This window comes from Chromobacterium sp. ATCC 53434, assembly GCF_002848345.1.
Classification (GTDB): domain Bacteria; phylum Pseudomonadota; class Gammaproteobacteria; order Burkholderiales; family Chromobacteriaceae; genus Chromobacterium.
The window spans coordinates 1,826,962-1,842,509 of record NZ_CP025429.1; the positions used below are offsets into that span (position 1 = coordinate 1,826,962).

Annotated in this window: 12 protein-coding genes; 10 read left to right on the top strand and 2 right to left on the bottom strand. The window is 67.6% G+C overall.

What is annotated here, in order from left to right:
- Window positions 1-6 precede the first annotated feature (6 nt).
- Window positions 7-1,713, top strand: a complete 1,707-nt coding sequence (locus CXB49_RS08310; RefSeq protein WP_101707958.1) for an ABC transporter ATP-binding protein — start codon at window positions 7-9, stop codon at window positions 1,711-1,713.
- Between the two features lie 50 nt (window positions 1,714-1,763).
- Here the strand turns inward: CXB49_RS08310 and CXB49_RS08315 are convergent, their stop codons facing one another.
- Window positions 1,764-2,138 (bottom strand): hypothetical protein, encoded by a 375-nt coding sequence (locus CXB49_RS08315; RefSeq protein WP_101707959.1) that lies wholly within the window; start codon window positions 2,136-2,138, stop codon window positions 1,764-1,766.
- 155 nt (window positions 2,139-2,293) lie between these two features.
- On the opposite strand from CXB49_RS08315, the gene CXB49_RS08320 reads away from it, so the two are divergent.
- Window positions 2,294-2,599 (top strand): hypothetical protein, encoded by a 306-nt coding sequence (locus CXB49_RS08320; RefSeq protein ID WP_101707960.1) that lies wholly within the window; start codon window positions 2,294-2,296, stop codon window positions 2,597-2,599.
- A gap of 18 nt (window positions 2,600-2,617) precedes the next feature.
- Here the strand turns inward: CXB49_RS08320 and CXB49_RS08325 are convergent, their stop codons facing one another.
- Window positions 2,618-3,499, bottom strand: a complete 882-nt coding sequence (locus tag CXB49_RS08325; protein ID WP_101707961.1) for a LysR family transcriptional regulator — start codon at window positions 3,497-3,499, stop codon at window positions 2,618-2,620.
- 89 nt (window positions 3,500-3,588) lie between these two features.
- On the opposite strand from CXB49_RS08325, the gene CXB49_RS08330 reads away from it, so the two are divergent.
- From CXB49_RS08330 to CXB49_RS08365, 8 genes are all read left to right on the top strand, one after another.
- Complete coding sequence (locus CXB49_RS08330; protein WP_101707962.1) at window positions 3,589-4,038, top strand: multidrug/biocide efflux PACE transporter; 450 nt, start codon at window positions 3,589-3,591, stop codon at window positions 4,036-4,038.
- A 3-nt stretch (window positions 4,039-4,041) separates the two neighbouring features.
- Entirely contained in the window at window positions 4,042-4,374 is a 333-nt protein-coding gene (locus tag CXB49_RS08335; RefSeq protein ID WP_101707963.1) for a multidrug efflux SMR transporter, read from the top strand.
- 402 nt (window positions 4,375-4,776) lie between these two features.
- Complete coding sequence (gene bcsR, locus CXB49_RS08340; protein WP_101707964.1) at window positions 4,777-4,971, top strand: BcsR/BcsP family cellulose biosynthesis protein; 195 nt, start codon at window positions 4,777-4,779, stop codon at window positions 4,969-4,971.
- Between the two features lie 11 nt (window positions 4,972-4,982).
- Complete coding sequence (bcsQ, locus tag CXB49_RS08345; protein ID WP_158300679.1) at window positions 4,983-5,738, top strand: cellulose biosynthesis protein BcsQ; 756 nt, start codon at window positions 4,983-4,985, stop codon at window positions 5,736-5,738.
- Window positions 5,735-8,329 carry a UDP-forming cellulose synthase catalytic subunit gene (gene bcsA / locus CXB49_RS08350; protein WP_101707966.1) on the top strand — a complete coding sequence of 865 codons (2,595 nt, stop codon included), beginning with the start codon at window positions 5,735-5,737 and terminating at the stop codon, window positions 8,327-8,329. The genes bcsQ and bcsA overlap by 4 nt, the downstream gene beginning before the upstream one ends.
- Window positions 8,326-10,596 carry a cellulose biosynthesis cyclic di-GMP-binding regulatory protein BcsB gene (gene bcsB / locus CXB49_RS08355; protein ID WP_101707967.1) on the top strand — a complete coding sequence of 757 codons (2,271 nt, stop codon included), beginning with the start codon at window positions 8,326-8,328 and terminating at the stop codon, window positions 10,594-10,596. The genes bcsA and bcsB overlap by 4 nt, the downstream gene beginning before the upstream one ends.
- 7 nt (window positions 10,597-10,603) lie before the next feature.
- Complete coding sequence (gene bcsZ, locus CXB49_RS08360) at window positions 10,604-11,725, top strand: cellulose synthase complex periplasmic endoglucanase BcsZ (RefSeq protein ID WP_199406807.1); 1,122 nt, start codon at window positions 10,604-10,606, stop codon at window positions 11,723-11,725.
- Window positions 11,710-15,543, top strand: coding sequence for a cellulose synthase subunit BcsC-related outer membrane protein (locus tag CXB49_RS08365; protein WP_101707969.1), 3,834 nt, complete (start codon window positions 11,710-11,712; stop codon window positions 15,541-15,543). The genes bcsZ and CXB49_RS08365 overlap by 16 nt, the downstream gene beginning before the upstream one ends.
- Window positions 15,544-15,548: the final 5 nt, after the last annotated feature.

The window sequence follows — 15,548 nt, forward strand, 5'->3', positions numbered from 1 at the left end:
CACACCATGAGCAATGACAATCAAACCTTGCTGTCGGTCCGCGAGCTCCGGGTGCGTTTCCGCCAGGAGGACGGCGGCCGCTTCGAGGCGCTGAAGGGCGTCAGCTTCGACATTCCAGCCAACCGCACGGTGGCGCTGGTCGGCGAATCGGGTTCGGGCAAGTCGGTGACGTCGATGGCCATCATGCAGCTGCTGCCGCAGCAGGGCTGCGAGATCGACGCCGGCAGCCAGCTGCTGTTCCAGGGCAAGGACTTGCTGAAACAGAGTCCGGCCGAGCTGCGCCGGCTGCGCGGCAAGGACATCGCGATGATTTTCCAGGAGCCGATGAGCTCCTTGAACCCGGTGTTCACCGTCGGCGAGCAGATCGTCGAGACGCTGACGCTGCACGCCGGCCTGAGCCGCGGCGCGGCGTGGAAGCGGGCGGTGGAGCTGCTGCGCGAAGTGGGGCTGCCGGAGCCGGAGAAGCGGGTGAAGCGCTACCCGCACGAGTTGTCCGGCGGCCAGCAGCAGCGGGTGATGATCGCGATCGCGATCGCCTGCGAGCCCAAGCTGTTGATCGCCGACGAGCCGACGACGGCGCTGGACGTGACGATACAGAAGCAGATCCTGCAGCTGATCGCCGATCTGCAGAAGAAACACGGCATGTCGGTGCTGTTCATCACCCACGATCTGGGCGTGGTCGGCGAGTTCGCCGACGAGGTGGTGGTGATGCGGCACGGCGTGATCCGCGAGCAGGGCACGGTGGAGCAGATCTTCGAGAACCCGCAGGACGCCTACACCAAGGCGCTGCTGTCGTGCCGTCCGAACCTGGACCGCCGGCCGGAGCGGCTGGCGGTGATAGACGACTTCCTGAAGCCGGGCGGCTATGTGGAGCCGGCGGAGCGCGCGCGCGGCTACGCGGCCGGCGACGAGATCGTGCTGGACGTGCAGGGCCTGTGCAAGAGCTTCGACATCCGCGAGGGCCTGTTCGGCAAGCGGCAGTTCCACGCGGTGCAGGACGTGTCGTTCAAGCTGGCGCGGGGCAAGACGCTGGGCATCGTCGGCGAGTCCGGTTCGGGCAAGACGACGGTGGGGCTGACGCTGGTGCGGCTGCACCAAGCGACGGCGGGCCGTGCGCTGTTCCACGGCCAGGACCTGATCGGCATGAGCGCCAAGGCGTTTCACGCGTACAAGAAGCGCATCCAGATCATCTTCCAGAACCCGTATGCGTCGTTGAATCCGCGCTTCACGGTGGAGCAGATCCTGACCGAGCCGATGCTGTTGCACGGCATCGGCCAGGATGCGGGTCAACGGCGCCGTCTGGCGCAGGACCTGCTGGACAAGGTGGGCCTGCCGGCGGGCGCCTTGGCGAAGTATCCGCACGAGTTCTCGGGCGGGCAGCGTCAGCGCATCGCGATCGCGCGCTGCCTGACCTTGAAGCCGGAGGTGTTGATCTGCGACGAGTCGGTGTCGGCGCTGGACGTGTCGGTGCAGGCGCAGGTGTTGAACCTGCTGCAGGACCTGCAGGACGAGTACAAGCTGTCGTATCTGTTCATTTCGCACGATCTGGCGGTGGTGAAGCACATCTCGGACCAGGTGCTGGTGATGAACCAGGGCAGGGTGGTGGAGCAGGCGGACGCGGACGTGATCTATCGGGAGCCGCAGGACGGCTACACGAAGAAGCTGCTGGGCGCGATTCCGCAGGGCTGGAGCGCGGCGCTGGCGCCGGCCTAGTCCGTTTCCCGGTCGAGACAACCGGCCCCGCGGGGCCGGTTTTTTTGGGCTCAATTGTCGGCGAAGTCTATCAGCATCGCCCACTCGGTCTGCGGGCAGGCGGTATACCTGACCCTGGCCTTGCCGTCGCCGCCGGTGACGTCCAGCAGGCCGCCGTCGGGCAACTGGCCGATGGACAGCTGGTAAAAGCCGTCGCCGCCCTGGCCGTAGGCCGGGCCGTCGGCGAAGATCACGCCCAGCATCCGCTCGGCGCCGGGGCCGTGCCAGCTCGTGCCGATTTCGACGGTCCAGTCCGGCGGCAGCCTGTAGCCGCGCTGCAGCGGCTGGCCGTCTATCAGCAGCGCCTGGCCGTCCCAGGCCGGATCGCCGTCGATGTAGATGTCGTGGCTGGAGTGGTTCTTCACCGTCACGGTGGCCAGGCTCATCGGTTTCTCCTTGCGGATGAATGCCTCGCCAGAATAAGGCAAGATGCGGCGGCGGGCCGGCCGGCGCCGTCCTTTCAGACAGGCGTTGGCGGCCGGTCGGGACCATGAGATATTGGCGGGTCATTGATGCCCCTGCGGGGCGGAACGATAGGGGAATGATGATGAAGAAATGGATGGTGATGGCCGGCATCGCGTGCTCGTGCGCGGCGCAGGCGGCGGAGAAGCCCGCGCTGCCGGACGGCGCCTACGGTTTCGACTGGTATGGCAACACGCCGTGCCGCAAGATGGACAAGGAGACGCTGCGGCGTTTCAAATCCTGCGAGAGCGGCGGAAGCGGCTTCGGCGACGGCGTGCTGCCACTGCTGACTTGTCGTCATGGCAAGAATGATGAGTGGGTGATCTACGCCAGCAAGGCGCAATGCCGCGACGAGCGAGAGACGATGGAGGCCAACGCGCCGTGAGCGCTTAGCCCTTAGTCCTTAGCCCTCGGCGGGCGGCGCGATGCCGTCCGCCAGCTGTCGCAGCAGCCATCCGGCCGCCGCGCCCATCGGCCGCCGCGCCGCCCAGACCAGGTCCACCGGCATCCGCTTCGGCCAGCCGGCCACGTCCAGTTGTTTCAATTCCCCGCCGCCGAAGCTGTCCACCAGCCAGCACGGCAGCTCGGCCCAGCCGACGCCCAGCCGGGCCATGTCCAGCAGCATCAGATAGCTGGGCGCATACCACTGCCGCTGGCCGGAGTCGGCCGGCGTCTTGTCGCCATAGGTGTTCAGCCGCAATTGGCGGTGCCGGCCGAGCAGCGCCTCGTCGACGCGCCCGCTCGCCGCCAGCGGATGGCGATGGGCGGCGTACAGCGCCAGCTCGCTGGCCTCGCGCTGGCGCTGGTGGCGGATGTCCGGCGGATAGCGGTCCAGCGCGCCGACCAGTCCCAGCTGGGCGCGGCCCGACAGGATCAGGTCCAGCACGTCCTCCTGCTCGCCGACCAGGCATTCGAGCTCCAGCAGCGGATAGCGAGCCTCCAGCAGGCAGGCCACGTTTTCCAGCGTCCGGGACTGGAAGGTGTCGGACAGCACGATGGTGAGCCGGGTTTCCACGCCGGCGCCGAGCTGCTCGGCCTGTTGCCGCAGATCCTGGCTGGCGGCGATGATCTGGCGCGCCTGCGGCAGCAGCAACTGGCCGGCCGGCGTCAGGCCGGGAATGCGGGTGCCTCGGTCGAACAGGACGCAGCCCAGGTCGATTTCCAGATTGGCGATCGCCTCGCTGACTGTGGGCTGGCTTTTGCCCAGTCGGCGCGCGGCGGCGGAAAAGGAGCCTAGCTCGGCGGCGTAGACGAAGGCGGTGACGGCGTCGATGGAGAGAGTCATATCGGTTTAACCGATGGTTTATATTTTTATAGTATCCGAAACGCCAATCATAATGCCAAGCATCGCACTTTTGGAGCAAGGAACAGTCCATGCATGCTACGGACAAGAAACTGGCGGAGCGCGTGCTGCACGCGGTGCTGTACGAAGTTTGCGCGATGGCGCTGCTGGTGCCGCTGGCCTCGCTGGCGATGGACAAGGATATTGTCCATATGGGCGCGCTGGCATTGATGATGTCGACGGCGGCCATGTTGTGGAATATGGTGTTCAATATGTTGTTCGAGCGCCTGGAGCGCCGCTTCGGCTGGCGTCGCACGGCGTCGGTGCGCTGTCTGCACGCGCTGGGTTTCGAGGGCGGCCTGGTGGTCCTGCTGGTGCCGCTGGCGGCCTGGTGGCTGGACAGCAGCTACTGGCAGGCCTTCTTGCTGGATCTGGGCTTCTTCGCCTTCTTCCTGCCGTACACCTATGTGTTCAACTGGCTTTACGATCATCTGCGCGCGCGCCTCGTCGCCCGGAGGGGTCTGGCCGCTGCCGTGGAGTGATTGATGAAAGTCTGGCTGTTCCTGATCGGCGCCATCCTGTCCGAGGTGGTCGCCACCTCGGCCCTGAAGGCCTCGGACGGTTTTACCCGCTTGTGGCCGTCGCTGCTGACCGCCGGCGGCTATCTGCTGGCCTTCTATCTGCTGTCGCAGACGCTGCGCCATATTCCGGTCGGCGTCGCCTATGCCTTGTGGTCCGGCATAGGCATCGTGCTGGTATCGCTGATCGCCTGGCTGCTGTACGGCCAGAAGCTGGATCCGGCGGCGATCGCCGGCATGGGGCTGATCATCGCCGGCGTGGCGGTGATCAATCTGTTCTCCAAGGCCTCGGCGCATTGAGCGGCGGCGCGCCGACGCGCCGCCTTGCGGCGTGTTGCGCCGCGCCGCGTATTGCCATTGGATTATCGGCGGCCTGGCAGGCCGGGTTTTTACCAACGAATTGCATAATTTCCCCATCATGAAATGACAATGTATTTTTAATTTTGTCGTTTCTATCCAGATATTTGGCGGGCGCTTCCCATCGGGCTCGCCCGTCGAATTGTTGAATATTAGCAATCGCTCAGTTGCTTTTTGCGGCAGTGTATTCCGATATGCCGTATTTCAAATATATTTACATTCCCATTTTGCATTCATTACAATCAATGGTTTATCGGAAATTTCCGATCGTACATATGTGTCAGAAGGTCACGTGATCACTACAAGAGCGATGACCTGCTGAATTCTGAAACTCATCCATACTGTATGCATAAAGACACTTCGCGTTTGCGTATCCACTTGCAGTGCCCGGATTTTCACTATCAGGAAATAGGCCAGGATGCCGCGGTGATCGAGGTCTGCGAACGCTGGCCTTTGCTGAAGGCGATTTATTGCGGCGCCGGGCCGGCGCAAGGGGATGGGGCGGCGTACGAGCGCGAAGTGGCGAGCGATACGGCTTGATGGAGCGAAACATGGCGATTCTGGCGGTATGCGGCGTGAAGGGCGGCTGTGGCGCCACGACGGTGGCCGCGTCGCTGGCCTTGTTGTGGCAGCGGCAGCAAAGGCCGGTGCTGGCGATGGACTTGTGCCGGCAGAATCTGCTGCGCCTGCATTTCGGCATGGCCTGGGACGAGGGCGACGGCTGGCGCGGCAGGCTGGATGCCGGCGCCGACTGGATGCGGGCGGCCTGGGAGGTCGGCGATCACCATCTGACGCTGGTGCCGCATGGCTGGGTGGGCGTCGACGCCAATCGGAACGATCCGGAGGACGGCTGGCTGCGCGACGAGCTGGCGCGGCTGGAGACGCGGACCGGGCAGCGCACGGTGCTGGACCTGCCGGCATCCGGCGTCGCCGAGCGCGAGCAGGGTCTGAATGCCGCCAGCCACGCGCTGGTGATACTGTCGGCCGAGCCGGCGTCCTGCGCGCTGCTTGAGATGACCGAGGCCGAGTTGGTGGCCGGCGGCCTGCCGCCGGAGCGCATCCTGTTCGCCATCAACCACTTCAATCCCGTACGCAAGCTGGACGGCGACGTCGAATTGATGCTGCGCAAGACGCTGGGTCCCAGACTGGCGCCTTTGCCCATTCACCGCGACGAGGCGGTGCGCGAGGCCTTCGCCAAGCAGCAACCGTTGTTCGATTACGCGCCGGACAGCCAGGGGGCCGACGATTTGCGTCAGCTGGCGGCCTGGCTGTCGGTGCGGCTGGACGCTCACCGGAGCGAGACATGAAGCTGCCGGCGGCCGATTGGCGCGACTGGGGCTTGCGGCTGGGCTTGTTGCATCCGGCCGATGCGCCGCGCCCCGCCTTGTTGCTGCTGTCGCTGTTCATCGTCACGCCCGCCGCGGGCTGGGCCGCCTGGGGCGCCGCCGCGCGCCGCTACTTTCCGCAGGTCGATTTCGCCCGGCCCAGGCCGGCCGACGCCTTGCGCATCCTGTTGCAGCTGATCTGGCTGTCATTGATCAAGCCGCCGAGCCCCCGGAGCCACCACGGGCGGCAGACGGCCTTGCCCCATTTGCTCGAATTCGGTCGCCACGCATTGGCGGCCGCCGTCGAGCGGCGCCATCGCGTTTCGTCCTGGCTGGAGGCGCGCTATCCGCAGCTGTTCGATCCGGTCCGCCAGCGCGGTTCGGTGGAGGCCTTCGCCGAACACGCCTGGTGGCGCAATGCTGCGATCCGGGCCGGCTGCTATCTGCTGGCGGCCTTGCTGGGCGTGGTGCTGGTGACCACGCCGTTCGACGAGTATTCGCAGGCGGTGTTCACCGTGGTGCTGCTGGCGATGGCCTTGTGGGTGCGGCGCATCCCCGGTCCGGTGCCGACGCTGATCCTGATGGTGTTTTCCATCGCGGTGTCCACCCGCTACATCTGGTGGCGCACCACTTCCACCATCAATGACGACAGCTGGCCCAATCTGATCGCCGGCGTGATTCTGCTGGGCGCCGAGGTCTACGCCTGGCTGGTGCTGCTGCTGGGCTTCTTCCAGTCGTCCTGGATGCTGGAGCGCAAAGTGGTGCCGCTGCCGGCCGACACCTCGCTGTGGCCCGTCGTCGACGTGTTCATCCCCATCTACAGCGAGCCGCTGCGGGTGTTGAAGCCCACCGTGTTCGCGGCGGCCAGCATAGACTGGCCGGCCGACAAGCTGCGCGTGCACATCCTGGACGACGGCACCCGCGACGAAATCCGCGAATTCGCCGCCCAGATCGGCGTCGGCTACATCGTCCGCAGCGAGCACAAGCACGCCAAGGCCGGCAACATCAATCATGCGCTGGGCCTGACCGACGGCAGCTTCGTCGCCATTTTCGACTGCGACCACATTCCGGCCCGCTCCTTCCTGCAGACCACGATGGGCGGCTTCCTGAAGGACGAAAAGCTGTCGCTGGTGCAGACGCCGCACCATTTCTTCTCGGCCGACCCGTTCGAGCGCAATCTGGACACCCGCGACAGGGTGCCCAACGAGGGCGAGTTGTTCTATGGCCGGGTGCAGGACGGCAACGATCTGTGGAACGCGTCCTTCTTCTGCGGCTCGTGCGCGGTGCTGCGGCGCGAGGCGCTGATGTCGGTCGGCGGCATCGCGGTGGAAACCGTCACCGAGGACGCGCACACCTCGCTGAAGATGCACCGGCGCGGCTATCGTTCGGCCTATATCAATCTGGTGCAGGCGGCGGGCCTGGCCACCGAGAGCCTGTCGGCCCACGTCGGCCAGCGGATACGCTGGGCGCGCGGCATGGCGCAAATCTTCCGCAGCGACAACCCGATGCTGGGCAAGGGACTGACGCTGGGGCAGCGCTTCTGCTATCTGAACGCGATGATGCACTTCCTGTACGGCATTCCGCGGCTGGTCTTCCTGACCGCGCCGCTGGCCTTCCTCTTGTTCCACGCCTACACCATCTACGCGCCGGCGCTGGGCCTGGTGTTGTACGTGGTGCCGCACATGGTGTTCTCGGTGATGTCCAACTCGCGGATGCACGGCGCCTTCCGTCGTTCGTTCTGGGGCGAGGTCTACGAGACGGTGCTGGCCTGGTACATCACGCTGCCGACGACGGTGGCGCTGTTTTTCCCCGGCCTGGGCAAATTCAACGTCACCGCCAAGGGCGGCCTGGTGGAGCAGGACCATGTCGACTGGAACATCACCAAGCCCTATCTGTTTCTGCTGGGCCTGAACCTGCTGGGCGTCGGCTTCGGCGTCTACCGGATATGGACCGGTCCGTCGGACGAGATCGGCACCGTGGTGGTGAACCTGTTCTGGGTGGGCTACAACACCCTGCTGCTCGGCGTCGCGCTGGGCGTGGCGCGCGAGCTGCGCCAGGTTCGGGTCTCCCACCGGGTGCAGAGCCGGCTGCCGGTGTCGCTGCACCTTCCGGACGGCAGGGTCTATCCCTGCCACACCATCGATTATTCGGAAGGCGGCATGGCCTTGGAGCTGCCGGAGGGCCTGAAGCTGAGACTGAAGCAGAACACCCTGCTGACGGTGTCTATGCGCCGCAGCGGCCGCAGCCACGCGCTGTCTTGCCGCCTGGTGTTCGCCAAGGGCGGGCGGCTCAGCGTCCGCTTCGTCGGCATGACGCTGGACGACGAGATGGCGCTGGTGCAATGCACATTCGGCCGCGCCGACGCCTGGCTGAAGACCGACGAGCGCAGGCACGAGGGCTCGCCGCTGGGCGGGGCCTGGGACATCTGGCGCATGGGCGGCCGCAGCCTGTGGCAACTGGCGCTGCAGGCGGCTTCGCCGCTGATGGTCCGCAGCAGTCGCTGGGCGGGCTTCTGGAATTGGCTGGGCAGCCTGCTGCCGCGGCAGCCGCATATTTATCGGGACAACAAATGATCAGCCGCATACCAAGAAAAACCCTGTCCATCGCGCTGGCCGGCCTGCTGCTGGCGGCGCCGGCGCTGACCGCCAACGCCACCGGGGAGGCCGTCGCGGCCTCCGAGCCGGCCAAGGCGGCGCCGCTGGTTTCCGTTCGCACCCTCAGCTTCAAGCAGATGGGCGCCGGCTATCCGCTGAAGATGCGCGGCGACAACAGCATGGTCGGCGTCGGTTTCGGCAGCCGCGGCGACGAGGTGATCACCGGGCTGACGCTGCACCTGCGCTATACCTTCTCGCCGGCGATGCTGGCCGACCTGTCGCATGTGCAGGTGCTGCTGAACGACGAGGTGGTGTCGGTGCTGGCCCTGCCCAAGGAGCAGGGCGGCAAGCCGCAGCAGCTGAGCCTGGCGTTGGATCCGCGGCTGCTGGCCAATTTCAACCAGCTGAAGTTCCGCCTGATCGGCCACTACACCAATCGTTGCGAAGACGAAACCCACAGCAGCCTGTGGGCGGAGATCAGCAATACCAGCGACTTGCAGCTGACGGTGCAGGCGCTGCCCTTCGTCAACGACCTCAGCTATTTCCCCGAACCGTTCTTCGACCGCCGCGACTTCTCGCCGTTGAAGCTGCCCTTCGTGTTCGCCGCGCGCCCGTCGACGACCTCGCTGCAGGCTGCCGGCGAACTGGCCTCGTGGTTCGGCGCCCAGGCCGGCTGGCGCGGCGTGCGCTACAGCGCCGCGCTGAACAGCCTGCCGGCGGCGCAGCACATGATCGTCTACGCCACCAATAGCCAGCGGCCGGACTTTCTGGCCAAGCTGCCGCCGGTGTCGGCGCCGACGATCAGCATCATGCCGCATCCGGACCGGCCCGAGCGCAAGCTGCTGCTGATCATGGGCCGCGACGACAAGGACCTGAAGCTGGCCACCGACGCGCTGGTGCTGGGCCAGGCCGGCATCAGCGGCAGCCAGGTGACGGTGCGCGGCCTGAAGCTGGCGGCGCCGCGCAAACCGTATGACGCGCCGAACTGGGTGCGGCCGGACCGGCCCACCAAATTGGGCGAGTTGGTCGACAATCCGCGCGACCTGCAGGTCACCGGCCAGCAGCCGGCGCCGGTGCGGGTTTCCTTCCGCGTGCCGGGGGATCTGTTCACCTGGGGCAGCCGCGGCATCCCGCTGGACCTGAAGTTCCGCTACACCGGACAGCAGCAGGCCGCCGGCTCCCGGCTGAACATCGGCATCAACGAATTGTTCGTGCAAAGCCTGAACCTCAACGCCAGCGGCCTGGGCAGCACCCAGACCAGCCTGCGTCTGCCGGTGCTGGAGAACGGCCTGCTCAGCAATATCGACCGCATCCTGCTGCCGCCGTTCCGCGTCGGCAGCCGCAACGAGATGCAGTTCCAGTACGTGTTCTCGGCTGAAAAGCAGGGCGAGTGCGCCAATAATCTGGCCGATGGCAACCGCGCGTCCATCGATCCGGACTCCACCGTCGATTTCAGCGCGTATCCGCATTACGCGGCGATGCCCAATCTGGGCCTGTTCGCCACCTCGGGCTACCCGTTCACCCGGATGGCCGATCTGGCCGACACCGCGGTGGTGCTGCCCAGGCAGCCGGCGCAGCAGGACATCGGCGCCTTCCTCAATGTGATGGGCAATATGGGCCAGTCCACCGGCTACCCGGCGCTGCGCTACCGGCTGGTCGACGAGGGCGCGCTGGACGGGGTCAAGGACAAGGACCTGCTGGTGATCGGCAATGCCCGCAGTCTGGGGCTGCTGAAGGCCTGGCGCGACAAGCTGCCCACCTCGCTGGACGGCGCCAGCCGCAAGGTGGCCGAGGGCGACGCCGACACCATGCCGGCGGGCCTGGGCCAGGCGCCAGGACAGTCGGCCGGCGGCCGCATCAACGGCCAGGCCGATTTTGCCGCCCAGGGCCGGCTGGGGGCGATACTGGGCTTGGAGTCGCCGCTGGCCGGCGGCCGCAGCGTCGTCATCGTCACCGGCAGCGAGCCGGACGCGATGAGCGCCGCGACCGGCGCGCTGTCCGACGACGGCAAGGTCGCGCAGATGTCCGGCAGCGCGGTGCTGATCCGCGGCGACAGCGTGGACAGCCAGCAACTGGGGCCGGTCTACTACGTCGGCAGCCTGCCGCTGTGGACCTGGATCTGGCTATTCCTGTCCGCCCATCCGTTGTTGCTGGCCGGGCTGTCCGCCTTGGCGGTGCTGATCTTCGCCTTCTCGATCCTGCGGCTGTTCAAGGCGCTGGCGGCCCGCCGTCTGAAAGGGTCCTGAGATGAGCATGCTGCGACGCGCGTGCCTGGCGGCGCTGGGCGCGCTGGCCTTCGCCTCCGCCCAGGCGGCGCCGTGCGACGGCTGGCCGGCCTGGCAGGATTTCCGCGGGCACTTCGTTTCCGACGGCGGCCGGGTGCTGGACCGCGGCGCCGACGGCCAGCCGACGACGTCGGAAGGGCAGAGCTACGCGCTGTTCTTCGCGCTGGTCGCCAATGATCGGCCGGCTTTCGACAAGCTATTGCAATGGACGCGCGACAATCTGGCCGGCGGCGACCTCAGCGCCAGGCTGCCGGCCTGGCAATGGGGCAAGCGCCCCGACGGCCAGTGGGGCGTGATGGACGCCAACAGCGCGTCCGATTCCGATCTGTGGATAGCCTACAACCTGCTGGAGGCCGGCAGGCTGTGGCGCGAGCCGCGCTACACCGCGCTGGGCAAGCTGCTGGCCTTGCGCATCCTGCGCGAGGAGGTGGCGGACCTGCCCGGCCTGGGGCTGACGCTGCTGCCGGGCCGCGAAGGCTTCCGCAAGCCGGAGCTGACCCGGCTGAACCCCAGCTATTTGCCGCCGCAGTTGCTCGCGCGTCTCGCGAATGCCTTGCCCGGCTCCGGCTGGGCCGCGCTGCGCGGCACTTCGCAACGCATGCTGCTGGAAAGCGCGCCGGCCGGCTTCGCGCCGGACTGGATCGCCTACCGCAACGGCTTCGTCGCCGACGACGCCAGCAAGGCGTCCGGCAGCTACAACGCCATCCGCGTCTATCTGTGGGCCGGCATGCTGGCGCCGGAGGCGCCGGAACGCGCGGCCCTGTTGGGCAAGTTGAAGCCGATGGCGCAATGGGTCGCCAGAACCGGCCTGCCGCCGGAAACGGTGGACACCCGCAACGGCAAGGCCCAGGGCACCGGGCCGATAGGCTTTTCGACGGCGCTGCTGCCTTTCCTGCAGGCGCAGGGCGACGACGCGGCGCTGCAGACGCAGCTGCTGCGCGTCGAGGCGATGCCGCTGTCCGAGCGGCCCGATGCCTACTACGATCACGTGCTGACGCTGTTCGGCCAGGGTTGGCAGCAGGGCCGTTACCAGTTCAAGGCCGGCGGTGAACTCCGGCCGGCCTGGGAGGGAGCATGCGCCGCGTCCTGAGCGCCTTGCTGGCGCTGGGCCTGAGCGCGGCCTTGCACGCCGCGCCGGCGGCGGTGGACCCGGCGCAGGCGCTGCTGGAGCAGGCCAGGCTGTGGCAATCGCTGGGCCGGCCGCTGGAAGCGCAGCAGGCGCTGGACAAATTGCGGCGCATCCATGCCGCGACGCCGCAGGACAGAGCGGAGGCGCTGACCTTGCAGGCGCTGGTGCAGGTGCAGCAGCGGCAGGACAGGGATGTGCAGAAGACGCTGGCGCAATTGCGCAAGCAGTATCCGGGCTATGCCGGCATCGCCCGCGTCGAGCAGTTGCGGCGCGTGATGGGACCGGACCGCAACAAGCTGCTGACCGCGCGCTCGCTGTTCAACAGCGGTAAGTACGAACAGGCCTACGCCGCCTTCAACGAACTCTATCAAGGGCCGCCGCCGTCGGGCGCGCTGGAGCTGGAGTACTGGCAATTGGTGTCCAGGCTGCCCAATGGCGGCTGGGCGCGCAGCCAGGCCGAATTGAGAAAGCTGATACGGCAAAGCCCGTCCAATCATAAAAACCGGTTGACCTTGGCCGGCGTGCAGCTGCAGCGCCCGCCGGTTTCGCCGCAGCTGCTGGCCGAGCTGAAGGCGCTGAGCCAGTTTCCCGACAGCCGGAACGAGGCCTTGAGCCTGTGGCGCAGGGCCTTGCAGCAGGCGGACCTGCCGACCGATGCCTATCAGACCTATCTGCAGGCGGTGCCGGACGACGAGTTGATCCGCGCGCGGCTGGATTCCTTGCAGGAGGGGAGGCGCAAGCAGCGTGAGCTGCTGGCCGACCCGGCCTACCGCGCCTTGCTGGCGGCCGACAAGCAGTTGGACGCCAACCAGCTGGCCGCGGCGGAAAAGAGTCTGCAACTGGCCGCCGGCCGTTACGGCAATCAGCCGCAGTATCTGAAGAACCTCGGGCGGCTGCGCGAGAAGCAGGGCCGCTACGCCGACGCGGTGGCCAGCTACCGGAAGGCAGGACAATCAGGCGACGACGGCTGGAAGCGCCGCGTCGCCGACGCGCAACTGGCCGAGACGCTGGCGCAGGCGCGGACCGCGATGGACGCGCGGCAATGGCAGGCGGCGCGCGCGCTGCTGGACAAGGCCGGCAAGCTGCAGCCCGCCGGCGTCGACGTGCTGTTGGCCGACGCCGAATGGCAGGCGCGGCAAAACCGCGCCGAGCAGGCGCGCCAGCTGTACCGCCGGGCGCTGGATAGGAAGCCGGACAGCGGCCAGGCGCTGGCTGGCCTGCTGCGCGGTTATCTGGATGCCGGCCGATACGCCGACGCCGACCGGATGCTGCAGGATCTGCCGCAGAAGCAGCGACGCGCGCTGGGCGCCTCCTATCTGTCCGCCCGCGCCGAAGTGGCGCGCGAGCTGGGCGACCGGCTGCTGGCCCAGGGGCAGACGCGGCAGGCCTTGCCGCATCTGCAACGCGCGGTGGAATTGCAGCCGCGTAACGTCTGGAACCGCTTCGCGCTGGCCAATGCCTGGCTGGCCGCCGGCGACGCCGGCAAGGGCGGCGCCATGCTGCGCCAGCTGGCCGACGAGCCGGCGGCCAGCCCGGAAAGCCTGTACGCCTACGCGCTGTTCCAGGCCAAGCTGGACAATGACGGCGCGGTGCTGGCCACGCTGCAGCGCGTGCCGCCGGCGGCGCGCAGCGAGGGCATGGCGGCATTGCAGCGCCGTATCTGGCTGCGCGAGACGATACGGCTGGCCGACGCCGAGTCGGCGCTGGGCCGGGCCGCTCAGGCCAGGCGGCGTCTGCAAGGCGCCGAGCGCCAGATGCGGGGCGATCCGGCGCGGCTGTCCGAGCTGGCGCAAGCCTGGCTGCGGGCCGGCGACGCCGATCACGCGCGCCAGCTGCTGCTGTCGCAATACCTGGAGCAGCCGTCCACCGACAACGAGCTGGCGTACGCCGACCTGCTGCTGGGCCTGGACGACGCCGCGGCGGCCGAACCGCTGCTGGAGGCCGCCGGGAAGACGCGGCAGGACATGAGCGACGAGCAGAAACAGCAGCTGGCGGGTCTGCAGGCGACGCTGGCGGCGCTCCAGGCCGACCGCGCGCGGCTGGCCGGCGACGACGCCGGCGCTCAGGCCATCCTGGCCCGGGCCGCGCAGGCGGCGCCGCAGGACACTCGGCTGCAACGCAGGCTGGCCGACTACGATATGGACGCCGGGCGCTGGGACGCCGCCCGTGCCCGCCTGCTGCAGGTGTTGAACGCGAAACCGGACGACGACGAAGCCCAGCTGCAATTGGTGGACCTGTACATCAAGACCGGCGACAGACAGTTGGCCGAGCAGGGCGTGAACCAGCTGCTGCAAGACAAGCCGGGACGCAGCCTGGACTTCCGGCTGAGGGCGATGAACCGTCTGGGCGAGATCGGCGACACCGACAGGCTGGACCGCGAAATCGCCGGCCTGCTGGCGCGGGGCGTCAACAGTCCGGGCCTGATGGGGCAGGCGGCCCGGCGCGCGCGGCAGACGCACAGGCCCGAGCAGGCGCTGGCATGGTATCGCGCCGGCTTCGCGCCGGCCTCGCAGGCGCCGGCCGAGACCGGCGGCTTGCCGCCGGGACGCCAACCGTTGCGGCCGGTGCCGGCCGAATCGGCGCAGCAGGAAGGCTTGCACGAGGGCTACGCCGAGTTGCTGGACGCGCGCAGCGTCAAGATCTGGCAAGGTGTGGACCTGAGCTACCGCAGCGCCGACAACGGCACGCCGGGCCAGTCGCAGTTGATGATGTGGCAGGCGCCGCTGCTGGTGGAGTCGCCGGCGCCGCGCGACGGGCGCTATTTCCTGCGCGCCGACGCCGTCAGCATCAAGGCCGGTTCGCTGGACAACAGCCCGGACAACGCTTACGCGCTGCAGCGCTTCGCCTCCATCGCCGCTTGCGCGGCCGGCGCCGACGTCCAGAGCTGCGCCGGGCGCTATGGAGCGCAGACGGCGCAGGGCGTGGCGCTGGGCCTTGGTTACGAAAACGAGCAATGGCGGGTCGATGTCGGGAGCACGCCGCAAAGCTTCCCGGTGTCCAATGTGATAGGCGGCGTCCGTTATTCGGACAGCGTCGCGATGCTGAACTACAAGCTGGAGGCCTCGCGCCGCCCGGTGACCAGCTCGCTGCTCAGCTATGCCGGCGTGCGCGATCCCTATACCGGCCAGACCTGGGGCGGGGTGGTCGCCACCGGCGTCGGCGGCAGCCTGGGCTACGACAAGGGCGGGCGCTTCGGCGTGTGGTCCAATTTCGCCTACCAGCAGCTGAGCGGCGAGAACGTCGCCGACAACCGCAAGCTGACGGCGATGGGCGGCGTCTACTGGCGCTTGCTGAAAGCGCCGACGCGACAGCTGACGGTGGGCGTCAACAGCATCAATTTCTGGTACCAGAAGAATCTGGGCGAGTTCACCTTCGGCCAGGGCGGCTACTACAGCCCGCAGCGCTACAACTCGCTGTCGCTGCCGCTCAGCTACGCGGGGCGCAACGAGCGCTGGAGCTGGCTGGCGCGGCTGTCGGCGTCGATTTCCAGCGCGCGCGAATCGGCGTCGCCGTTCTATCCGACCCGGCCGGACCTGCAGGCGCAGGCCGGCGATCCGTATACCAGCGCGAGCTCCGGCCCAGGCTGGGGCACCTCGTTGAGCGGAGCCTTCGAATATCAGCTGACGCCGCGGCTGGCGCTGGGCGGCATGCTGGAATACCAGCATTCGCAGTATTACCAGCCGGGCCGGGCCCTGTTCTACCTGCGCTTTCAGCCGGATGGCGCGTCGCTGACGCTGCCGTTCCCGGTGGAGCCGTTGCAGCCGTATTCGAGCTTCTGAGGAGG